Source organism: Duganella sp. AC237, assembly GCF_979254035.1.
In genome coordinates this window covers 2813093-2832839 of sequence record NZ_CEEDEW010000003.1, presented here as the reverse complement: position 1 = coordinate 2832839, position 19747 = coordinate 2813093, and the positions used below count along the sequence as shown (strand labels likewise).

Genomic DNA, 19747 nt, shown 5'->3' with positions numbered 1-19747 from the left:
GACGCGGCCACAAAGTTATACTAGAATCAATTTATGGCGCTTCCGCACCCACCTCCCGTGCCGACATCCGTGCTGATCGTCGAGGACGAACCCGAACTGCTGCACCGTTTCTCGGCGGCGCTGCTGGCCGAGGAGCGCCTGCACCTGATCGCCGCGGTATCGAACGGGGCTGACGCGCTGGCTGTGCTCGCGAGCACCACGCCGGACGTCGTGCTGCTCGACCTCGGCTTGCCCGACGTCGATGGCATCGTGGTCATCCGCCACGTGATGCGCCATTGCCCCGACTGCGATGTGCTGGTGGTGACGATGTTCGGCGACGATGAACACGTCTTCGCCGCGCTCGAGGCCGGCGCGACGGGCTACCTGTTGAAGGATGTCGGCCCCGAGCGCATCGCCGCGAGCATCCACGAGCTGCGCGGCGGCGGCGCGCCGATCTCGCCGAGCATCGCCCGCCGCGTCCTGGCCCGCATGCGCGCGACGGCGCCAGCCGGAGAGGCGGCGCCGGCGACGATCCTGACGCCGCGCGAAATCGAACTGCTCAAGCTCACCGCCAAGGGACTGAGCTTCGACAAGGTCGGCGAACTGCTGGGGATCTCGCCACACACGGTGGTCGCCCACGTCAAAAAAATCTACCGCAAGCTGGCCGTGCACTCGCGCACCGAAGCCGTCTACGAAGCCACGCAACTGGGGCTGCTATGAGGTGGTGGCGGCTGTGCGCCGCCGTGCTGGCGTGCGCGGTCGCCGCGCTGCCGTGGCTGACGCTGGAACCGGCGCCGACCGACGCCGTCATCGAGATCAGGCGGGCGATGATGGTCGAATCGGCCGCCACGGCGCCACCGCCGGAGACGGCGGCCTGGCGGGAGACGACGCTGCCGCTATCGCGCGGTCAACCGTCCCGCGGCGCCTGGTTGCGTATGCGCTTCGACGTCTCCCACCCGCCTGCGGATTTCTGGGGCGTCCTGCTGCCCTACCTGTATGGCGGCGGCCAAGTCTGGCTCGACGGCCGCCTGGTCGGCGACATGCCCGTCAGCAGCGCGGCCTTGCATGTGCGCTGGGAGCGGCCGGCCCTGATCGTCCTGCCGCGCGCCTACCTGGGCGCCGGAGGCCACGAACTGGCAATCCACGCCAGCCCGGTGGCCGGCGAAACGGCCATGAACGTTGCGCCGCCCCGCGTCGGGCCGCTGGCGCAGTTGCGCCCCCAATTCGACCGGCGCTATTTTTGGATGCACACGATGCCGGAGTTGACCGTCGGCGGCTGCCTGGTCGTCGCGATGCTTATGCTGCTGATCTGGTGGCGCTTGCCGGAAGAGGTGCTGTACGGCTGGTTCGGCATCGCGGCCTTGATGTGGGGCATCCGCACCCTGACCTTCGTGATCGAGGCGGTACCGCCGGAGCGCTGGCAGTGGTGGCGTCTGCTCTATCTGGCGAGCACGGGCGGCTTCATCGTGGTGCTGGCGCTGTTCGCCGGCCGCCTCGGCGGCATGAACAGCCGCTGGACCGAGCGCGCGCTGCTCGCCTACTGGGCCATCGGCCCCGCCTGGCGGCTGGCGAGCGGCATCGACAGCGACGAGTTAGTCAACCGGCTGTGGACCGCCGGCCTGATCCCGATCGCGATCGCGATCGTGGTCATGTCCGTCGCCACCGCCAGGCGCCAACGCACGCCGCTGTCGTTCTTATTGCCCGCCGCGCTAGCCGTGGCCACGCTGACCGGCATCCACGATTATCTGATGGTGTGGAAGCCACGCTTGCTGGCCCAGTTCGCACCGGGCTGGGTGGGACAACGCTATTTCCTGCTGCACTACGGAGCCGACCTCGTGCTGGTGGCGATGGGCGTGCTGCTGTGCGCGCGCTTCGTGCTCAGCGTGCGCGCGCTGCGCGAGCTCAACGAGACGCTCGAATCGCGCGTCGCCGACCGCGAGCGGGCGCTGACGGTCAACTTCGAGAGGATGGCCGAGTTGGAGAGGCAAAACGCGGCGGCCGTCGAGCGCAAGCTGATCATGCGCGAGATCCACGACGGCCTCGGCTCCAAACTGTTTACGTCGCTGTCGCGCGTCGAGCGCGGCGCCATGGACGCCACCGAGATGGCCTCATCGTTGCGGGCCTGCATCGCGGACATGCGCCTCGCGCTCGAAGCGCTGGCGCCCGACGACCATGGCCTGCAGGTGGCGTTCGGCGACTTCATGTTCCGTTGGGCTGCCGAGCTGGAAGCGATCGGGGTGCGGTACGCATGGACCGTCGAGCTGCCCGACGATACATTGCAACTGGGGCCGCACGCCACGCTCCAGGTGTTGCGCACGGCGCAGGAAGCGCTCACCAATGTCGCCAAGCACGCCGACGCGCGCAGGGTCGAGCTGTCGCTGGTGGCCCGCGATGGCCGGCTCGTGCTGAGCGTCGCCGACGACGGCGTCGGCCTTGCGCGCAGGCCCGAGTCCGGCGGACGGGGCTTGCCCAATATGGCCGCGCGCGCCCAGCAGCTCGGCGGCACGCTGCGCGTCGAACCGGGCCCCGAGCGGGGCACCGTCGTCACGCTGACGCTGGAGTTGGAACGGGTCGGTCGCCCGCGCATGGCGTGAGCGGGGATATAACGTCGCGTTGAGGGCACTTAATCGAAAAGCCCTGGAGACAGCGGCAACGCCAGCGCCGCCCCTTGATTGCGCGAATTGCCGACGGCCGTCGACACTTGGTACCACGCGAACTTGTCGGCGCCCAGCGCCACCGAGCGCGCCAGTTCGGCCGCCTGTTCGCCCGATAGCTCCGGATCCATCCAGGTGGCCGCGTCGCTCGCGGAGAACACCACCGGGCGCCGGTCGTGCACGTCGATCATGCCGCCTTCCGCATCGTCGGTCACGATGGCGAAGCCGGAGGCGTTACGGTCCTCCGAACCCGCACCCCACGCGGTCAGGGCCGCCATGTAGAGCATCTCGCCGTCGGCCCGATGAATATGCCAGGGCTGCTTGTTCGGCTTCTCGCCGGTCCATTCATACCAACCATTGGCCGGCACGATGATGCGGCCCGTGCCGAGCAGGCGCCCCCAGTACCTGCCCGCGATCTTGTCCAGCCGCGCGTTGGGCGTTGGCCGGACCGTCGCCGGGGAACCGGCCGCCTTGTACATCCACCAGCGGTCGTCAATGACCAGCGCCCCGCCCTCCGCCCGCAAGATCGGCCGCACCGTCCCCGGCGCCGCATTAAACAACAGTTCCGCGCGGCTGCGGCGCAGGACCTCGCCGGCCCAACTAAAATCGTTGAGCACCCTATCGATGTCGTTTTGGTCGAGGCGTCCGCACATAGGACTATCATAACCGATCCAAAATGCAATATACTGTATAAAAGCACAGTATATTACGGGGTGGCAAATTGAAGGTTTGGGTTCAGCGCCGACTGGATGGCGGCGCGGCGCTGGATCGGCCGGTGCCGATCGCGCCGCTGCATGAGCCGTTGGAGTTGCTGGTGATGCGGATCACCGACCAGGGCCAGCGCAAGCCGACCAAGGTCGCGCGCCTGCTCGCGCCCGACGGCCCGGCGCGCATTGTCGACGAGCTGGTGATGCCGAAGCTGGTCTGGTTCAAGGGCATGCAGTTCGTACTCAGCGGCGCGCAGCAACGACGCCATGCGCACGGGCTGAAAGGCTATGGCCAGTCATGGCTGTGCCAACTGGAGCTGCCGGCGGTCGTCAACGCCTTCAGGGTTGTGCCACTGTACCGCTACGGCGAGCAGATCGCACGGCGCGAGCTGACCGACCGGCATATCAGGACCTTGAGCGGCGCTCTGCTGGTGACCAGCATCGTGGAACCAGCGCTAGGCCGGGCGACGGTGCGTGCGGAGGTCGGACCGGCGGCCTCCGCCACGGCTTGCGGTCGCGGCGCGCTGCTCGACGCCAATCTCGAATGGATGTCGGCGGACGGCTTTGAACTGTCCGGCTTTGAACAAGTACCGGCCCACGCGCAGCGGCCCGCCGTCACGCTGCAGCAAGGCTGGCTGTGCAAGCCGGATTGGGATTTGCTGGCATTGCTCGATCCAGCCCGCAACTATCGGGACCGCCGTGACGAGCGATAAATTGCAAGACCGACCCACAAACAATGGAGGGATATGATCGAATCGAGAAGAGTGGACAAACTGACGGCGGGACGGGTGGACGTCGCGATCGTGTTCAGGGAAATGCTGGGCGCGGACGATGCGGCCGCTTACATGGAAGCGAACGGCATACCCTCGCATGTCGCCGAGCGCGTGCTGCGTGGCAAGGCAAAAACCGGGACGCGTGATGGCGCCCACCACCCAAGCACGAACCTGCACGAAGCTTGACCGGTCTCAACCGACAGCCGGGGTCGCGTGCCGCCGGCCTCCGGATGAGCCTATATTGGTCCTCACTGATCCGGGTTTTTCTTCACTACGTCGCGCCAGTGTCCTACCCCCATCAGCTTATCGAAACGAAGCTTCGTCAAAGGGGGAATACGATCATGAGCACACCGTTCGTCAATGAAGAATTCACTTTCACCAATCCGGACGGCAGCGCCGTCCAGGTCAGGGGCTGGGGCAACCAGTACCACGCGAGGTTCGAAACCCTCGACGGCTACACCGTGGTCCAGGACCCCGACACCGGCTTCTACCAATACGCGACGCTGGCCGACGACGGGCACGCGCTGGTGCCGACCGGGCACACCGCCGGCGAGGTCGACCCGCAGAGCCTGGACCTGCGGCCCCATCTCCAATTGCCGCCGGAGCGCGCCCGCCAGCAGGCGCAGCGCTCGCCGCTGCGGCAGGGAGCGCCGAGCCGCTGGCAGATCCGGCGCGCGGAAAAAAAGACCCGGCGCCGCGCGATGATGCCCAGCGCCGCCGGAGAACTGCCGCAAGCGCAAGGAACGATCACCGTCGGCAACTTCGTCGGGCTGTGCATCCTGATCCGGTTTCCCGACGTGGCCGACACCATCCCGGTGGCCGCCATCAACAGCTTCTGCAATCAGGCCGGCTACACCGGCTACGGCAACAATGGCTCGGTGCGCGACTATTTCTTCGACAATTCCAAGGGCAAACTCACCTACACCAACGTGGTGACGCAGTACTACACCGCCGCGCACAATCGCGCCTACTACACGGATCCGGCGATCGCCTACGGCACCCGCGCCAAGGAACTGATCGTCGAGGCGCTGACATGGCTGAAGGCGCAAGGGTTCAATTTCGGCCAGCTCACCAGCGACGGCAGCGGCTACGTCAATGCGCTGAACGTGTTTTACGCCGGCCCCACCGTCAACAACTGGTCCCAGGGGCTATGGCCGCATTCCTGGAATCTCGCCGCCCCGTTCGACGCCGGCGGCGGCAAGAAAATGTTCGACTACCAGATCACCGACATCGGCAGCGAATTGACCTTGCGCACTTTCTGCCACGAGAACGGACACATGGTCTGCGACTACCCCGACCTCTACGACTACGACAGCGGCGCCGGCGCCTCCGCCGGCCTGGGTCACTTCTGCCTCATGTGCTACGGCGGCAACGACAAAAATCCGGTGCAAATCTGCGCCTACCTGAAGAACGAGTCGGGTTGGGCCACCAAGGCCGTGGCGATCACGCCGGGCATCACCGCGACGCTGTCGGCCGCCAACAACGACTTCTACATCTATGCCAAAAGCGCGACGGAATACATGATCATGGAGAACCGGCAAAAAACCGGCCGCGACACCTTCCTGCCCGATGCCGGCCTGGCCATCTTCCATGTCGATGAAAACGGCAACAACAGCAACGAGCAACGCACGCCCGCCCAGCACTACGAGTGTTCGCTGGTGCAAGCGGACAACCGCTTCGACCTGGAAAAGAACGCCAACGCGGGCGACGCCGACGACCTGTTCGGCGCGCCGACCAGGACCGAGTTTTCGGATACCACCAGCCCCAACAGCAAATGGTGGGACGGCGGCAATTCGGGACTGAGGATCAACGCCGTTTCGGCCTCGGGCGCGGTCATGACGTTCAACGTCCCGGCCACCATCAACTGGGAAAACAGCAAGGCGGTGCTGTCCACCTACACCAGTCCGCATTCGATGAACGCCTGGGCCTATGTGCAGGACCTCGGCTGGCGCAAGGTGCAGCCGCTGACGCCGGACGGCGTGACCAACATGTTTGTCTTGCTGGCCGAAGCCCAGGCGTACAACAGGAAAGTGAACGTGTATGCCGACACGTCGCTGATTTACCAGGCTTATTGTGTGTAACCGTCGATCTTCCCTAAGGAGCAATATCATGGCTTACGTAAACTTCTCCAACCTCAGCGTGGTGCAAACCTACACCAGTCCACATTCGATGAACGCATGGGGATTGCTGTCGACGCAGCCTTACAGAAAGGTGCAGCCGATCAGCGTCGACGGCGCCACCAACATGTTCGTGATCCTGTGCACGGCCAGGGCCAGCGGCCGAACGGTGTCCGGGTCGTACGACAATACGACCGGGCTGTTGTACACGCTCTATCTGAATTGACCGGGAAGAATTGTCATGGCTCCCTCTTCCATCACGATCAAGCTCGACTTCGGCGCCGGCGCCAATGCCGGCAACCACAGCATGTCCCTGGACGGCGGTATTCCGACGCCGTTTTCCAGCGACGCCCACAGCCACGGGCCAGCGCAATCGGCGGCGCCGGCGCCGTCCCTCGGCCTCGCCCCCGCCGGCAGCACGGTATGGGCCCATGACGTCTCGCAGCAAGAAGACGTCCCCACGCCAGTGGACAACGCTGCCCACACCATCGGTGTCGACGGCGGTCCGGCGCCCGATCCACAGATGGCAAGCCCGGCGTCCGCCGATCTGCCGGCGCCGGAACCGTCGCAAGACGATGACGGCGCAGGTGTACAACACTAGGCGCCATCAACGCCCGGGCGGACAAGCGCCGCCCGGCCCGCTCACCGTGCCACGCCATGTTCTTGCTGGCATACCCGATTACAAATCTGTCATCCAAGCGTCATGTTCCTGTCAGTGCGCGCGCCTTAGACTGGTCCTGTCTTCACTCAACAACCCAAAGGACCTATCATGTTTAAGACACTGCGCACCCTGATCATTTGCACCGCCATCGTCGGCGCCGGCCTGGCACAGGCGGCTCCCGGCACCCCCGCCAACTACGGCAGCGCTGCCGGCAACGGTTTCGCCGACCGCGCGATCACGATCACGCCCGGCACCAAATGGGTGAACGTCAACAATGGCGATACCGTGGCGTTCACCGTCAATGGCAAAACCTTCACCTGGCATTTCGAGACACTGCACGCGGAAGATCAATTCGGCCTGGAGAAGATCGCGCCCGAAGGCGTGGACGTGGGAATGGTGACCGTCTACGTCGGCAGCAATCCGCTCTATCGCGGCTGATGTGACGCCGAATTACTTCGTCAGCACCAGCGAGAAAAACAGCCGCGTCGGGCCGTTCGCCATCTTGAAGAAGATCTTGTTGCGGCCCTTCCTGAAACGCACCGTGCGCTTGGCCTCGGTCATATTGTAATCGCGACCATGGGTGTTGGGAACGTCGTACAGCGCGGGCCAGAACCCCTGTTTGTTGATGTTTCCGCCAGCCCAGACCTGCACGTCGTTGAGCCAGATCTGGGCGTCGTCGTCGGCGCCGATCCACATCGTCAATTCCTGGTCGCGGTCCATCATCACTTCGGTATAGCCGTAATACACCGCGTCTTCGTCGGGGTCCGGCGGCACCAGCGGATAGCTGGCGGCGTGCACATAGCGCCACTTCAACTGCCGGTTTGCCTTGCCCGCATAGACGGCATCGAGGACCACGCCCTGCTCGGGCGGATAGCGATGGTTGGAAAACAGCCCGCGGCCATGCTTGCCCTCGAAAGGGCCGATCACATACCAGCTATTGATGTAGACCCGGTTGGAAAATTCACCGCCCCGGCCCAGCACGCGGCCGGCGCCCTTGATCATCGAACGCGCGTCGACCGGCGGAATATTGCCGCCGCCCGGATTGAAAATCGCCTCGCCGGCGCCGGTGTAGTTCCGCGCGGCGCCCGTCGGCAGCGCCGCATCGCGTTTGATGAAGGCCGCGATGCGCTGCTCGATGCCGTTCCCGCCGATTCCGGGCGTGGCGTCGGCGCGGCCTTCGCCACCCTGTGCATCGTCGCCGCCACCACCGCCAATGCCCGTTCCCGGCTTGCTGTCGGTGTCGTTGGCCTGAACGGCGCCAACCTGCCCGCTCTTGACGGCCACGCCGTCACGATGGCGCGCGAGATCCTGCTGGCGCTGCGCCAGCGCGGCGCGTGCCTTTGTCTCGAGCTGCTGGATTTCCGCCGCCAATTGTCCGGGCGTGGCGCCCGGCGGCGGCGCGCTGTTCGGCGGTGGCGTGGCGCGCGACGGTGGTGTGGCCTCCGGCGGCGGCGCCGCGCTGTCGGCCGGCGGTGACGCCAGCCGCTCCCGCGCCTTTTCCACCGGTATCTTCTCGATTCTCGCCAACTCGGTGGCTTTGAGCTCTTTCTCCACCTCCGCGATGGCGGCCGACAGCTCCCTGGCTTCCGCAAGCAGTTGCTCCGGCGGTTTCGGCAGCGACGTCGCACGGAAGTCCGGCTCGTCCACGGCGCCAGCGCCATCGCGCGGCGCCGCGCCGGGACGGCTTTGATCCAGCAAGTCCTTGATCTTCTCCATGTCCATCACGCGTTTTTCGATGCTGGACTGCCTTGCCACGGCAGCGCTGACGCTCTCCCGCTCGCGCTGCTGCGCCATCTCCACCCGATAGACGCCGAAGTAATAGAGCAGCTGGATCAGCAGCGCGTGCACCGCCAGCGAGACCAGCACGAAGCCATACCGCCGCACGCCCTCGCGGCGGGCCCTCGGCTCCCATTCATCGAGTCGGCCGAACATCATCGCGCGCCACGGGTGTGCATGGAGATGTTGGTGAGCCGCTCGAACTGGCACAGATCGATCACGTGCACGATGTCCTGGTATTTTGCCAGCTGGTCGCCATCGATGCGTATGCGGCGACCTGGATCGCGGGCGCCCTCCGTTTTCAACCGTCCGTGCAGCGCCTGGGTCGACACCTGCTCGCCATCGAGGAAGAACTTGCCGTCCTTGTCGACGCCGATCACATGCGGCGCCGGGCCGGCCTCGTCGCGCTCCAGACTGACCTGGGAAATCGGCAGGGTGACCGGCAACTCCTTCTGCGGCTTGTGCGCGTCCGGCTGCTTGAACGACGTCGCCACCATGAAGAACATCAGCAGAAAAAAGATACAGTCGATCAGCGCGATCAGGCCGATTTCCGGCTGCTCGTCCTCGGCCAGGTTAATGCGCATGCGACACCACGTGCAGGTTTTGCGGCGCGGCGTCGCCGTGCAGGAACCATTCGTCGATCAAGCTGTTGATCTTTTTTTCCAGTGCCAGGCCGAAGAAGGCCTGCCGGTTCTTGAGGAAGTGGTGCATGCCCAGCGCCGGCAGCGCCACGCACAAGCCGGCGGCGGTATTGATCAACGCTTTCGAGATGCCGCCGGCCAGCAGCGCGGGGTTGCCCATGCCTTCGGAGAACGCGATCACATGGAAGGCGTCGATCATGCCGACCACGGTGCCGAGCAAGCCGACGATGGGCGCCACCGTGGCGACGATCGCCAGTGCATACGCCTTTTGCTGATGGTGCCGCAACTCCATCGACGCGATATCGCCGGCGCCGCTGTTGACGACGGCGTATCCATGCTGGCGGTGCGCGACGATATAGGCGATCACGCGCGCCAGGGAGCTATCGTCTTCGGCGAGCAGCTGTTGCAGCCTGGTGAAATCCTGCGCCGCCCACAGCGTCTTGACCCTCTCCACCAGCCCGTCCGGCACGATGGCGCGGGCGCGGAAGTGCATGAGCCGCTCGATCGAGACGGCCAGGAACAGGATCGACAAACCGAGCGTGACGACGATGGCCGCGCCGCCCTCGGCCGCCTGTTCGACGATATTGATCTCGGCGGCATGGGCGGCGTTGTGGAGGACGAGCATGGCGACGAGTGCGAGGGAGAGATTTTTGTTCATGCCCTGAACATAGCAAGGTCCGGGCCATGCCTGTATCGCCGCCTTTATGCGCATTTGCGGCGATTGTCCGACGGCCGGTTGACCATTACCGCACACCGACTGTCCGAAAATGAACACCGCGACGAATGCGAGCATTTCCGGGGCGACCGAGTCCTGCCTGCAGGCAACCGTGCTTCGCCTGCAAGCGGATTTGGCTATATTTTAGACATGGGAAAAATCTACATCGGCATCTCCGGCTGGCGCTACCAAGGCTGGCGCGGCGTGTTTTATCCGGAAGGGCTGGCGCAGGCGCGCGAGCTCGAATTCGCCTCGCGCGCGCTGCCGACGATCGAATTGAACGGTTCCTTCTACTCGCTGCAGCGCCCGTCCAGCTACACCGCATGGTACGAGGCCACGCCGCCGGGCTTCGTCTTCAGCCACAAGGGCAACCGCTACCTGACGCACATCCTGCGCCTGGGCGACGGCATCGACAAGGCGCTGGCCAACGTCATGGCCTCCGGCGTGTTCGCGCTGCGCGAAAAACTGGGTCCGTTTCTGTGGCAGCTGCCGCCCAACTTCCGCTTCGACGCCGAGCGGCTGGAGCGTTTTTTCAGCCTGCTGCCGCGCGACCTAGAACAGGCGCAGCGCCTGGCGCGCCGGCACGAGCCGCGCATGAACGGCAAGGTCGCGTTGGACATCGACGCCAATCACAAGCTGCGTCACGCGATCGAGATCCGCCACGACAGCTTCGTCGATCCCGCTTTCGTCGCGCTGCTGCGCAAATATAAAGTGGCCCTGGTGGTGGCCGACACCGCCGGAAAATTCCCCTACTACGAGGATGTGACGTCGGACTTCATGTATCTGCGCCTGCACGGCGCCGAGGAACTTTACGCCAGCGGCTACGACGACGAGGCGCTGGAGCGCTGGGCCGCGCGCATCCGCGCCTGGAGCACGGGCGGGCAACCGGACGACGCCAAACTGATATCAGACAAGCCGCCGCCGGCACGCGCCAAGCGCGACGTCTACTGCTACTTCGACAACGACATCAAAGTGCGGGCGCCGTTCGACGCGCGCAGCCTGATCGAAAAATTGGGATTGGCCGGCGGCCTGGCGTCATTTGGCTGACGGCGGCGGCAGGCGGTCGCGCGGCACCGGCGGCACGCGGTACTTGGCCATGCCCGATTTTTGCGAGCGGTAGATGCCGCAACGGCCGGAGAACAGATAAGCCACCACGCATGCCATCGCGGCGAAGGGACCGATCTGCGGGCCAAACAGCTCGATCGCCATGATGGTCGACGCCAGCGGCGTGTTTGCCGCCCCCGCGAACACCGCGACAAAGCCCAGCGCCGCCAGCAAAGGGAAAGGCAGATGCAGCAAAGGCGCAAGCGCGTTGCCGAGCGTGGCGCCGATGAAGAACAGCGGCGTCACCTCCCCGCCTTTGAATCCGCTGCCCAGCGAAGCGACCGTGAAAGCGAACTTGCCGAAGAAATCCCACGGCGCCAGCGGCTGCTGGAACGCCTCGACGATCACCGGAATCCCCAGGCCGATGTAGCGCGTGCCGAACAGCCAGACGGCGACGGCGACAACCGCGCCGCCGATCATCGGCCGCAGCGGCGGATACGAGATAAGACGCTTCATAAAAGCCGACGCCGCGTGCGTGGACCTGGCGAAGGCCATGCCGGCCAGGCCGAACACGACGCCCGCCGCCAGCACGGCGGCAACGCTGGCAAAGCCGATCGCCACCACCGTATTCATCGGATAGTGCGTGTGATGGACGCCCCAGGCCATGCCCACCTGGTCGGCCGCCACGGCGGCGACGATGCACGGGAAGATGGCGTCGTAACGCAGGCGGCCGACGGCCAGCACCTCCATGCCGAAGATGGCGCCGGCCAGCGGCGTGCCGAAGACGGAGGCGAAACCGGCGCTGATGCCGGCCATGAGCACGATGCGGCGATCGGCATGGCGCAGGCGCAGCGCGTAGGTCAACTGATCGGCCAGCGCCCCGCCCATCTGCACGGCCGTGCCCTCGCGGCCCACCGAAGCGCCGAACAGGTGCGAGACGACGGTGCCGACCAAGACCAATGGCGCCATGCGCAGCGGGACGACTTTCTGCGGATCGTGGATCTCGTCGATCAGCAGGTTGTTACCGGCTTCCACGCTGCTACCCGTTTTCAGATACAGCCAGCCGACGGCGAAGCCGGCCAGCGGCAGCAGCCAGATGATCCACGCGTGCGCCTCGCGCCATCGGGTCGCGTAGTCCAGTGCGAAAAGGAAGAAAGCCGAAGCGGTGCCACTGAGCGCGGCGACCACGCCAGCGATACAGATCCACTTGGCGACGTACGCCAGCAAAGCCGTTTGTTCGGGATAAAGAGAGAATTTCATGCAGCCAGCGGCAACTCCGGGGTCAGGTCCACCAATTCTACACGAGCACATCGCTGCCGCCGAGGGTACGCGGAACCTTCGCTCCCCGTACCCTCCCGTATCAATGGTGATGCTTGGCGTCGCGCTTGACGTTCATCGTCTCCGTCGGCTTGGACGGCGGCACGCCCGGTGCGCGTGGCGCCGGCGGCACTTCGCCGGTCCACTCGTAAGCCACCGTGCCTTTCGGATGCCGGTACCAGCCAGGGTCCTTGTAATCGTCGCGCGCCAGCCCCTCGCGCACTTTGACCGTGGTGAACATGCCGCCCATCTCCAGTCCGCCGAACGGTCCCTCCCCGCTCATCATCGGCAGGGTGTTCTCCGGCAGCGGCATCTGCATGTCGCCCATCGAACCACCCTTGTCGCCCATGACCATATAGCCCGGCACCAGCTTGTTGATTTTCCCGGCGACGCCGGTGTGATCGACGCCAATCATCGTCGGCACGTTGTGACCCATCGCGTTCATCGTATGGTGCGATTTGTGGCAATGGAAGGCCCAGTCGCCCGGCGCGTCCGCGACGAATTCAATGGCCCGCATCTGGCCGACGGCGACGTCGGTGGTCACCTCCGGCCAACGCGCCGACGGCCGCACCCAGCCGCCGTCCGTCCCCGTCACTTCGAAAGTGTGACCGTGCAGGTGGATCGGATGGTTGGTCATCGTCAGGTTGCCGGCGCGGATGCGCACCCGGTCGTTCTTGCGCACCACCATCGGATCGATGCCGGGGAAGGCGCGGCTGTTGAACGTCCACAGATTAAAGTCGAGCATCGTGTTGATCTTCGGCGTATAGCTGCCAGGTTCGATGTCGTAGGCGCTCAGCAGGAAGACGAAGTCGCGGTCCACCGCGTGCTGCTTCGGGTCCTTCGGGTGCGTGATCCAGAAGCCCATCATCCCCATCGCCATCTGCGCCATCTCGTCGGCATGCGGGTGGTACATGAAGGTGCCGGCGTGGCGCGCGACGAATTCGTAGACGAAGGTCTTACCCGGCTGGATGCCGGGCTGCGTCAAACCGGTGATGCCGTCCATGCCGTTCGGCAGAAGCTGGCCGTGCCAGTGCACGCTGGTGTGCTCGGGCAGTTTATTGGTGACGAAGATGCGCACGCGGTCGCCCTCCACCACCTCGATCGTCGGGCCGGGACTCTGTCCGTTGTAGCCCCACAGGTTGGCCGTCATGCCGGGCGCCAGTTCGCGCACCACCGGTTCGGCCACCAGGTGGAACTCCTTGACGCCGTCCTTCATCCGCCACGGCAAAGTCCAGCCATTAAGCGTGACGACGGGATTGTACGGGCGGCCGTTGGGCGGCACCAGCGGCGGCGCGGTGGCGGCCGACGATTGCACCGGCGCCTCCGGCAGCGAGGCCGCGCCGGCCTTGGTGACCATGCCGGCGCCGATGAGGGCTGCGCCGCTGAGGAATGATCTGCGGGTGGTCATGGGGTTACTCCTTTGTTGGTTGACTGGCGGTCGCCGAGGCGGCCACCCAATGCGGCTTCGAGATTGGCTTGCGCGGTCCAGTAGTCCTTGAGCGCGCCGATGTAGCCGTTGACGGCGGACGATTGTTCGCGGGCGTCGGCCAGCAGTTCGAATACGCTCATCAGCATGCCGTTGTAGCGCAACAGGGTTTCGTCGGCCAGCTTTTTACGCAGCGGGACGACCTGGTCGCGGTAGTGGCGCGCCAGCTCGTAGGACGCGCGATAGTCGGCGTAGCTTTCGCGCGCCTCGCTGCGGGCGTTGATGGCCGCTTGCGCCAGCAGATTGACCGATTGCATATAGGTCGCCTCGGCCCGCGCCACCCGCGTCGAGCCCCAGTCGAACAATGGAATCTCCAGCGACAGCTCATAGCCGCGCGCGTTCGTCCGGCCTTCGCTATTACTCACAACACCCAGATCGAGCACGTTGATGAAGCGCGTGGTCTTGGTCAGGCCAAGGGTGGATGCCGTGTGCGCGGTATCGAGTTTGGCGGCCTGGATGTCCAATCTCTCGTTGACGGCGATCTGCTCGATGTCGCCCAATTCCTGCGGGGCGGCGGGCAGCTCGGGCAAATGGTCCGGCAGCTTGTACGCGGTCTGCGCGCCGCTCAGTCCCATCAGGCGGGTCAGCTTTTCGCGCGCGGCGACGGCCGCCTTGCGCGCGGCGCTGACGTCGGCCACCGTTTGCGCGTGGTAGGCCTGTTCGCGCGCCACGTCCATCGCGCTCCAGTTGCCGGCCTTGCGCATGCGGTCGGCCAGTTCGGCGCTGGCCTGCGCCGATTCCTCCACCTGCACGGCGTATTCGGCGCTCTGGTTGGCGGCCACCGCCTCCACCCACGCGCGGCGGGTGTCGGCGGCGACCTTCAGCGCCTCGTTCGAGACCAGCAGTTTGGTCTGCTCGTAGCGGCGCCCTTCGATGCGGCCGGCCAGCGGCGCCGTGATCAAGCTGAGAAGATTGAAGGTCAGCGTGCGTTCGATACTGACCTCACCGCCGCCGTGGCTACGTTTAAAATCGAACACGGGATTTTGCAGGTGCCCGGCCTGCACCAGGTCCGCTTCGGCGATGCCAAGCGACCAATAACTCGCTTGCAGTCCCCGATTATTCAACAGCGCGATATGCACCGCCTCGTCGACAGCCAGTGGCTGCCCCAGTTTTTTGTCGATGACGGCGGCCAGCGCGCGGGCGTCGTCGTCGTTGCGCGGCAGGCGGCCGGCGACGCTGGCGCTCAGGCCCGTACGTTGTTCGCTGACGCCGGCGGCGGCGCCGAAGCCGCCGTCGCCGGACAGCGATGCGCAGCCGCCGAGCAGCAGCGCCATGCTGGCGCCACCGGCGAGTTTATGCAGACAATTCATGTCCAACACCTCAGGTTAATGTAGAAATGGGATGCGTTGCGCAGCTCGTGGACGGAGCTGTCGCGGGGTCAGACGAAATTGCCTTGAGGGGGACGTTCGGGGTGGGCCAGATCGACCGCGCGGGGGAACTCGGAGTGGAACGGAATGGCGGAGGATACCGCCGGCAGCACCGGCACGGCGATCGTCTGCGCCATGAACGGCGCGCCGACGACGCAGCAGGCCGCGCCGCCGCATTTGATGCCGCCGTGATTGTGGCCGGCATGACTCGACTGGTCCGGCTGGTCGGGCGATATTTGCCGCTCCTGATCATGCATGGCTGCCATCATCGCCGCGTGGTCGTGCGGACCGGAAGGCATCGCCGTGTGCCCTGCCGCCGACACCGCGGGAGCGGCGGGCGCGCACAGCATCATCGATGCGGACGCGTATCCCTGATAAGGGAGCGCCAGCATCATCAGCCATACGATCAGAGTGCGGAACAGGGTCATGCAACCATGGTATCACACGCCACCCGGGATGCTAAGTGCGGCCGGGGGGCCGCTAAGCCACCCTTAAGCCAGTCGCACCAGCGGGTTGGCGATGATATTGTCGATTTGCCGGATGGCCTCGTCGCAGGCGGCGGCGATGGCTTCGTCCTCGCTGTCGCGGACGAACTGCATCGTCGCGCCCTCGAACACTTCGACGCCGTTGGCGTTGGCACGTTCGATGTCGCAGCTGGCGCTCCATTTTTGGTCGCTGGTTGGCAGGGCCGTTGGAATGATTTCCCAGCCTTTGTAGTGAATTTTATCCATGACTGACTCCTTGATTTCGGACAGACTATCATGAAGAGATACCGCTTACGCGCACGCCTGCGCATCTTTCAGCGAAAAAACATTCGGCGAGGGTAGTCGTTATGATTTTTTATTATAATGAACGCATGAAGTCACTTATACAAGCCTTCCACGACAAAAACACGGGCACCGTCACCTATGTCGTGTACGAAAACGACGGCAGCGACTGCGCGATCATCGATTCCGTGCTCGATTTCGACCCCAAATCGGGCCGCACCTCCACCGCTTCCGCCGACCTGGTGGTCGACTTCGTGCGCGCGCACCGCCTCAACGCCGTCTGGCTGCTGGAGACGCACGCCCACGCCGACCACCTGTCGGCCGCGCCTTACCTTGCGCGGCAGTTGGGCGGGCGCACCGGCATCGGCGCCGAAATCGCCGTCGTGCAGCAAGCCTTCGCGCGGGTTTTCCCCCAGCGGCCGGGCATCGAGCGCAGCTTCGAGCACCTGTTCCAGCCCGACGAGATGTTCGCCATCGGCGCCTTGCAGGCGCGCGCGCTGCATGTGCCGGGCCACACGCCGGCCGACATGGCCTACCAGATCGGCGACGCCGTCTTCGTCGGCGACACCATGTTCATGCCGGACGTGGGCACGGCGCGCTGCGACTTCCCCGGCGGCTGCGCGGCCACGTTGTACCGCTCCGTGCGCAGGCTGCTCGACCTGCCGCCGCAAACGCGTTTGTTCATGTGCCACGACTATCCGCCGGCCGGCCGCGAGGCGCGCTGGGAGGTGACGGTGGCCGAGCAAAGCGAAAAGAACATCCACATCCGCGCGGGCGTGACCGAGGAACAGTTCGTGGAGATGCGCACCAGGCGCGATGCGACCCTGGACATGCCGATGCTGATCCTACCGGCGATCCAGGTCAATATCAGCGCCGGGCAGCTGCCCGAGGCCGAGGAGAACGGCGTGCGGTATCTGAAGATACCGCTCAACGCCTTTTGATGTCGGGATGCCGGCGCGGCTTTAATCGTCGCGCTTCGGCGTGCGCCCGATGTTCTCATCCATATTGGCCAGATACCACGTCAATCCCGTCATCACCGCCACGTGGCGCTTCAACTCAAGCGGATCGACCTTGTCCAGCGTGTCCGCCGGCGTGTGGTGGTAGCTGAAATAGCTGCTGGAATCGACCAGCGGCATGAACACCGGCACCCCCGCGCGTTCCAGCGGCCCCGTATCGGCGGCCCCGGTCACATCACGGCGGTCGAACATCGAAGCGCCGATCGGCTCCAGCGATTTTTGCAGCGGCGCGAAGTACTTCACCACCGAGGGCCGCACGCTGCCGATCACGCCGAACGGACGGCCACCGCCGCTGTCCGACTCGATCGCGGCGAAGTGCCGTTCCACCTTGTCCTTGTTGGCCTCGAAGTAGCCCTTGCCGCCACGGGTGCCGTTTTCCTCGTTCATCCAGGCGACCACGCGGATCGTGCGGCGCGGCTTCAGGTTCAGCTTTTTCAGCGTGTCGATCACCGCCATCGCGGCGGCGACGCCGGTGCCGTCGTCATGGGCGCCGGTGGCCAGGTCCCACGAATCGAGGTGGCCAGAGACGATCACCACCTCGTCGGCCTTGTCGCTGCCCGGCAGGTCGGCGATGACGTTGTAGCTGTCGGCATCCGGCAGATTCTGCGGCGTCAACGTCAAGTGCATCTTGACCGGACCGCGCGCCGACAAGCGCGTTATCAGCATCGCGTCTTCGGCCGTGACGGCGGCCGCCGGAATGCGCGCGCCGTCGACCAGGCCTGTGACGCCGGTGTGCGGAATGCGGTAGTCGGCGCCGCCGACAGAACGCACCAGCGCGGCCGCCGCGCCCATCTCCGCCGCCACCTTGGGACCGTTGACGCGGAAGTTGGAGCCGCGCCCGTAGGCCTGACCGGCGTGTCCACGCTCGGCCATCTCCTGGTCGAAGGCGACGTCGAACAGCACGATGCTGCCCTTGACCTGCGCCGCGCGCGCCTTCAACTCGTCGAAATCGCGCACCACGATCACCGGCGCGGTCAGGCCGGCGGCGGGCGTGGCGCCCGATCCGCCCAGCGCCGTCAGCACCACTTTCTGCGTGACGCCGGCCGGACGCCCGGTGTAATCGACCAGCTCCGCCGTCTCCGCGCCACGCACCCAGTGCGGCACCTTGACCGGCTGCAGCGTCACCTTGGCGCCGATCTTGCGCATCGCCTCGGCCACCTGCTCGACGGCCGCCGCCGCGCCGGCGGAACCGGACAGGCGCGGGCCCACCAGATCGGTCAGGTCGGCCAGGCGCGCATAGGCCCAATCCTCCTTCATCGCGCTGTCGCGGATCTGAGCCAGGGTCGCGGGGTCGTTGGCGGGGGCGGCGATGGCGCCGGCGCTCAACATGCAGCCGGCAAGGATGGTCAGGGACAGTTTGAACGGAAAGGCGGATTTCATGCGGGTCCTGTATAAGAGTGAGTGAATTGCAAGAACGAATCAGACGATAACCGATCGTGGCGCGCTTGTCATCCATATTGATTTGTCATCGACGCTGCACTACCATGTACCCTCACACCTCCAGAAAGCGCCTATGCTCAAGGGTCGAATTTGTACGGTGCGCCACCTGGTCAGCACCGATCTGAACACCTTCATCGCGCTGGTCAACGACCTGCCCTCGCGCGGCGACCATTTCTCGCTGCATTTCAAATCGCCCGAGACGCTGCGCAAGGAGTTCATGCAGAACAGCTTCGTCACCGACGACAGCGAATTGTTCGTCATCGAGGACAGCCTGCATCACATCGTCGGCGTCATCACGCACTTCAAAAGCCGCACGCCGGTCACGCGGGAAATCGGCTACCGCCTGTTCGACGCCAAGCTGTCCGGGCGCGGTTATGTCACCGAGGCGTGCGGGCTGCTGATCGATTATCTGTTCAACGTCCACCAGTACCACCGGCTCGAGCTGCTCTCCACGCCGGAGAACGTGGCCTCGATCCGGGTCGCGCAAAAATGCGGCTTCACCGCCGAAGGCATGATGCGCCAGAGCTTCTTCATCAACGGCCGCTATCAAGACGTGCAGATATTCAGCCTGTTGCGGCCCGAGTGGGAAGCGCGGCGCCTTGACGGTTAGCGTTTAAATGTTACAAGCCATTACCAAAACGCCCCCTTTGTAAGGATGTGTATAACAAATAGCGGTTTTTTCCCGGACGTTTATAGTGAGATCACTGGCTAACGAATCATTCCGATCCGGAGCCGCAGCAAGGGGAATCACCATGTTGAGTAAAAAATTTATGGCTGTAGCGTTAGTGGCCGCAGCGACAGTGTCATCGTCGGTCTACGCAAGCGACCGTGGGTTCAACACGGTGGCCGGTGCTGTGGTGGGAGCGGCGATCGGCAACAGCGCGGGCGGCCGTGACGGCGCCATTGTCGGCGGCCTGGTTGGCGCGGCGGTCGGCAACAGCATCAGCTCGGGCGACCGTCATCGCGGCTACCGCGATGATCGCGGCGGCCGTTACGTCGAAACCCGCGTGTATTCGCAGCCAGCGCCGGTCTACTACGAGCCGGCCCCGGTGTACTACGCGCCGCCACCGCGCTACTACGCGCCGCCGCCACGGGTGGTGTATGTGGAACCGGCCCGCCCGTACTACCGCGAATCGCGCCGTGACTACTACTATGGCGACCGCTACGACCGTGGCCACCGCCATGACCGCTACGACCGTTAATTCGTAGCCAATATAGAAAGCCTGTCATCCGACAGGCTTTTTTTTGCCTTTGTTTTTCGTCTCCCTCCGCTAGCCAACCGTAACG

22 protein-coding genes are annotated in these 19747 nt (G+C 65.1%); 12 read left to right on the top strand and 10 right to left on the bottom strand.

From position 1 onward, the window contains the following. Window positions 1-33: 33 nt before the first annotated feature. Both AC0IYS_RS12965 and AC0IYS_RS12960 read left to right on the top strand, forming a co-directional pair. The gene (locus tag AC0IYS_RS12965) at window positions 34-699 is read left to right on the top strand and encodes a response regulator (RefSeq protein ID WP_471705527.1); all 666 of its coding nucleotides are present in this window, start codon (window positions 34-36) and stop codon (window positions 697-699) included. Beyond that, window positions 696-2573: a sensor histidine kinase gene (locus AC0IYS_RS12960; protein WP_471705526.1), complete on the top strand. Its 1878-nt coding sequence runs from the start codon at window positions 696-698 to the stop codon at window positions 2571-2573. Before AC0IYS_RS12965 ends, AC0IYS_RS12960 begins: the two co-directional genes overlap by 4 nt. Window positions 2574-2602: 29 nt before the next feature. Here the strand turns inward: AC0IYS_RS12960 and AC0IYS_RS12955 are convergent, their stop codons facing one another. Continuing rightward, window positions 2603-3286 (bottom strand): SOS response-associated peptidase, encoded by a 684-nt coding sequence (locus tag AC0IYS_RS12955; RefSeq protein ID WP_471705525.1) that lies wholly within the window; start codon window positions 3284-3286, stop codon window positions 2603-2605. Between the two features lie 68 nt (window positions 3287-3354). Here AC0IYS_RS12955 and AC0IYS_RS12950 point away from each other — a divergent pair, with 68 nt between their 5' ends. From AC0IYS_RS12950 to AC0IYS_RS12925, 6 genes are all read left to right on the top strand, one after another. Beyond that, entirely contained in the window at window positions 3355-4053 is a 699-nt protein-coding gene (locus AC0IYS_RS12950; RefSeq protein ID WP_471705524.1) for a hypothetical protein, read from the top strand. Between the two features lie 33 nt (window positions 4054-4086). Next, the gene (locus AC0IYS_RS12945) at window positions 4087-4299 is read left to right on the top strand and encodes a hypothetical protein (RefSeq protein WP_471705523.1); all 213 of its coding nucleotides are present in this window, start codon (window positions 4087-4089) and stop codon (window positions 4297-4299) included. Window positions 4300-4454: 155 nt separating this feature from the next. Further along, window positions 4455-6194, top strand: coding sequence for a M6 family metalloprotease domain-containing protein (locus AC0IYS_RS12940; protein WP_471705522.1), 1740 nt, complete (start codon window positions 4455-4457; stop codon window positions 6192-6194). A 28-nt stretch (window positions 6195-6222) separates the two neighbouring features. Continuing rightward, window positions 6223-6456 carry a hypothetical protein gene (locus tag AC0IYS_RS12935; RefSeq protein WP_471705521.1) on the top strand — a complete coding sequence of 78 codons (234 nt, stop codon included), beginning with the start codon at window positions 6223-6225 and terminating at the stop codon, window positions 6454-6456. A 15-nt stretch (window positions 6457-6471) separates the two neighbouring features. Then, window positions 6472-6831, top strand: coding sequence for a hypothetical protein (locus tag AC0IYS_RS12930; protein ID WP_471705520.1), 360 nt, complete (start codon window positions 6472-6474; stop codon window positions 6829-6831). 168 nt (window positions 6832-6999) lie between these two features. Continuing rightward, complete coding sequence (locus AC0IYS_RS12925; RefSeq protein WP_471705519.1) at window positions 7000-7329, top strand: CzcE family metal-binding protein; 330 nt, start codon at window positions 7000-7002, stop codon at window positions 7327-7329. 12 nt (window positions 7330-7341) lie between these two features. Here AC0IYS_RS12925 and AC0IYS_RS12920 read toward each other — a convergent pair whose 3' ends face one another. From AC0IYS_RS12920 to AC0IYS_RS12910, 3 genes are read right to left on the bottom strand one after another with little or no spacing between them, the layout of a single operon-like run. After that, window positions 7342-8826 carry a hypothetical protein gene (locus AC0IYS_RS12920; protein ID WP_471705518.1) on the bottom strand — a complete coding sequence of 495 codons (1485 nt, stop codon included), beginning with the start codon at window positions 8824-8826 and terminating at the stop codon, window positions 7342-7344. Continuing rightward, a complete protein-coding gene (locus AC0IYS_RS12915) occupies window positions 8823-9251 on the bottom strand; it encodes an ExbD/TolR family protein (protein WP_471705517.1) in 429 nt (142 codons plus the stop codon). Before AC0IYS_RS12915 ends, AC0IYS_RS12920 begins: the two co-directional genes overlap by 4 nt. Next, entirely contained in the window at window positions 9241-9966 is a 726-nt protein-coding gene (locus AC0IYS_RS12910; protein ID WP_471705516.1) for a MotA/TolQ/ExbB proton channel family protein, read from the bottom strand. Before AC0IYS_RS12910 ends, AC0IYS_RS12915 begins: the two co-directional genes overlap by 11 nt. Before the next feature lie 207 nt (window positions 9967-10173). Between AC0IYS_RS12910 and AC0IYS_RS12905 the strand changes: the two genes are divergently transcribed. Further along, window positions 10174-11070, top strand: coding sequence for a DUF72 domain-containing protein (locus AC0IYS_RS12905; protein WP_471705515.1), 897 nt, complete (start codon window positions 10174-10176; stop codon window positions 11068-11070). Here the strand turns inward: AC0IYS_RS12905 and AC0IYS_RS12900 are convergent. The 5 genes from AC0IYS_RS12900 to AC0IYS_RS12880 all read right to left on the bottom strand — a co-directional run bounded on the left by AC0IYS_RS12900 (window position 11059) and on the right by AC0IYS_RS12880 (window position 15968). Continuing rightward, the gene (locus tag AC0IYS_RS12900; protein ID WP_471705514.1) at window positions 11059-12327 is read right to left on the bottom strand and encodes a voltage-gated chloride channel family protein; all 1269 of its coding nucleotides are present in this window, start codon (window positions 12325-12327) and stop codon (window positions 11059-11061) included. The genes AC0IYS_RS12905 and AC0IYS_RS12900 overlap by 12 nt on opposite strands. 100 nt (window positions 12328-12427) lie before the next feature. Then, complete coding sequence (locus tag AC0IYS_RS12895; protein ID WP_471705513.1) at window positions 12428-13792, bottom strand: multicopper oxidase family protein; 1365 nt, start codon at window positions 13790-13792, stop codon at window positions 12428-12430. Continuing rightward, window positions 13789-15180, bottom strand: coding sequence for a TolC family protein (locus AC0IYS_RS12890; RefSeq protein WP_471705512.1), 1392 nt, complete (start codon window positions 15178-15180; stop codon window positions 13789-13791). The genes AC0IYS_RS12895 and AC0IYS_RS12890 overlap by 4 nt, the downstream gene beginning before the upstream one ends. A 68-nt stretch (window positions 15181-15248) precedes the next feature. After that, window positions 15249-15665 (bottom strand): hypothetical protein, encoded by a 417-nt coding sequence (locus AC0IYS_RS12885; RefSeq protein ID WP_471705511.1) that lies wholly within the window; start codon window positions 15663-15665, stop codon window positions 15249-15251. A 63-nt stretch (window positions 15666-15728) separates the two neighbouring features. Next, entirely contained in the window at window positions 15729-15968 is a 240-nt protein-coding gene (locus tag AC0IYS_RS12880; RefSeq protein WP_471705510.1) for a hypothetical protein, read from the bottom strand. 125 nt (window positions 15969-16093) lie between these two features. On the opposite strand from AC0IYS_RS12880, the gene AC0IYS_RS12875 reads away from it, so the two are divergent. Continuing rightward, the gene (locus AC0IYS_RS12875) at window positions 16094-16945 is read left to right on the top strand and encodes an MBL fold metallo-hydrolase (RefSeq protein ID WP_471705509.1); all 852 of its coding nucleotides are present in this window, start codon (window positions 16094-16096) and stop codon (window positions 16943-16945) included. 21 nt (window positions 16946-16966) lie between these two features. On the opposite strand, the gene AC0IYS_RS12870 is transcribed toward AC0IYS_RS12875, so the two are convergent. After that, window positions 16967-18400: a M20/M25/M40 family metallo-hydrolase gene (locus AC0IYS_RS12870; RefSeq protein ID WP_471705508.1), complete on the bottom strand. Its 1434-nt coding sequence runs from the start codon at window positions 18398-18400 to the stop codon at window positions 16967-16969. A 133-nt stretch (window positions 18401-18533) separates the two neighbouring features. Between AC0IYS_RS12870 and AC0IYS_RS12865 the strand changes: the two genes are divergently transcribed. Continuing rightward, window positions 18534-19070: a GNAT family N-acetyltransferase gene (locus tag AC0IYS_RS12865; RefSeq protein WP_471705507.1), complete on the top strand. Its 537-nt coding sequence runs from the start codon at window positions 18534-18536 to the stop codon at window positions 19068-19070. Window positions 19071-19230: 160 nt separating this feature from the next. Next, complete coding sequence (locus tag AC0IYS_RS12860) at window positions 19231-19662, top strand: glycine zipper 2TM domain-containing protein (protein ID WP_471705506.1); 432 nt, start codon at window positions 19231-19233, stop codon at window positions 19660-19662. The last annotated feature ends 85 nt before the right edge of the window (window positions 19663-19747 follow it).

Excerpts from the sequence above, each read along its gene's own strand:
- AC0IYS_RS12965 (WP_471705527.1), top strand. The coding sequence starts at position 34 with ATGGCGCTTCCGCACCCACCTCCCGTGCCGACATCCGTGCTGATCGTC.
- AC0IYS_RS12960 (WP_471705526.1), top strand. The coding sequence starts at position 696 with ATGAGGTGGTGGCGGCTGTGCGCCGCCGTGCTGGCGTGCGCGGTCGCC.
- AC0IYS_RS12955 (WP_471705525.1), bottom strand. The coding sequence starts at position 3,286 with ATGTGCGGACGCCTCGACCAAAACGACATCGATAGGGTGCTCAACGAT.
- AC0IYS_RS12945 (WP_471705523.1), top strand. The coding sequence starts at position 4,087 with ATGATCGAATCGAGAAGAGTGGACAAACTGACGGCGGGACGGGTGGAC.
- AC0IYS_RS12940 (WP_471705522.1), top strand. The coding sequence starts at position 4,455 with ATGAGCACACCGTTCGTCAATGAAGAATTCACTTTCACCAATCCGGAC.
- AC0IYS_RS12935 (WP_471705521.1), top strand. The coding sequence starts at position 6,223 with ATGGCTTACGTAAACTTCTCCAACCTCAGCGTGGTGCAAACCTACACC.
- AC0IYS_RS12930 (WP_471705520.1), top strand. The coding sequence starts at position 6,472 with ATGGCTCCCTCTTCCATCACGATCAAGCTCGACTTCGGCGCCGGCGCC.
- AC0IYS_RS12925 (WP_471705519.1), top strand. The coding sequence starts at position 7,000 with ATGTTTAAGACACTGCGCACCCTGATCATTTGCACCGCCATCGTCGGC.
- AC0IYS_RS12920 (WP_471705518.1), bottom strand. The coding sequence starts at position 8,826 with ATGATGTTCGGCCGACTCGATGAATGGGAGCCGAGGGCCCGCCGCGAG.
- AC0IYS_RS12915 (WP_471705517.1), bottom strand. The coding sequence starts at position 9,251 with ATGCGCATTAACCTGGCCGAGGACGAGCAGCCGGAAATCGGCCTGATC.
- AC0IYS_RS12910 (WP_471705516.1), bottom strand. The coding sequence starts at position 9,966 with ATGAACAAAAATCTCTCCCTCGCACTCGTCGCCATGCTCGTCCTCCAC.
- AC0IYS_RS12905 (WP_471705515.1), top strand. The coding sequence starts at position 10,174 with ATGGGAAAAATCTACATCGGCATCTCCGGCTGGCGCTACCAAGGCTGG.
- AC0IYS_RS12900 (WP_471705514.1), bottom strand. The coding sequence starts at position 12,327 with ATGAAATTCTCTCTTTATCCCGAACAAACGGCTTTGCTGGCGTACGTC.
- AC0IYS_RS12895 (WP_471705513.1), bottom strand. The coding sequence starts at position 13,792 with ATGACCACCCGCAGATCATTCCTCAGCGGCGCAGCCCTCATCGGCGCC.
- AC0IYS_RS12890 (WP_471705512.1), bottom strand. The coding sequence starts at position 15,180 with ATGAATTGTCTGCATAAACTCGCCGGTGGCGCCAGCATGGCGCTGCTG.
- AC0IYS_RS12885 (WP_471705511.1), bottom strand. The coding sequence starts at position 15,665 with ATGACCCTGTTCCGCACTCTGATCGTATGGCTGATGATGCTGGCGCTC.
- AC0IYS_RS12880 (WP_471705510.1), bottom strand. The coding sequence starts at position 15,968 with ATGGATAAAATTCACTACAAAGGCTGGGAAATCATTCCAACGGCCCTG.
- AC0IYS_RS12875 (WP_471705509.1), top strand. The coding sequence starts at position 16,094 with ATGAAGTCACTTATACAAGCCTTCCACGACAAAAACACGGGCACCGTC.
- AC0IYS_RS12870 (WP_471705508.1), bottom strand. The coding sequence starts at position 18,400 with ATGAAATCCGCCTTTCCGTTCAAACTGTCCCTGACCATCCTTGCCGGC.
- AC0IYS_RS12865 (WP_471705507.1), top strand. The coding sequence starts at position 18,534 with ATGCTCAAGGGTCGAATTTGTACGGTGCGCCACCTGGTCAGCACCGAT.
- AC0IYS_RS12860 (WP_471705506.1), top strand. The coding sequence starts at position 19,231 with ATGGCTGTAGCGTTAGTGGCCGCAGCGACAGTGTCATCGTCGGTCTAC.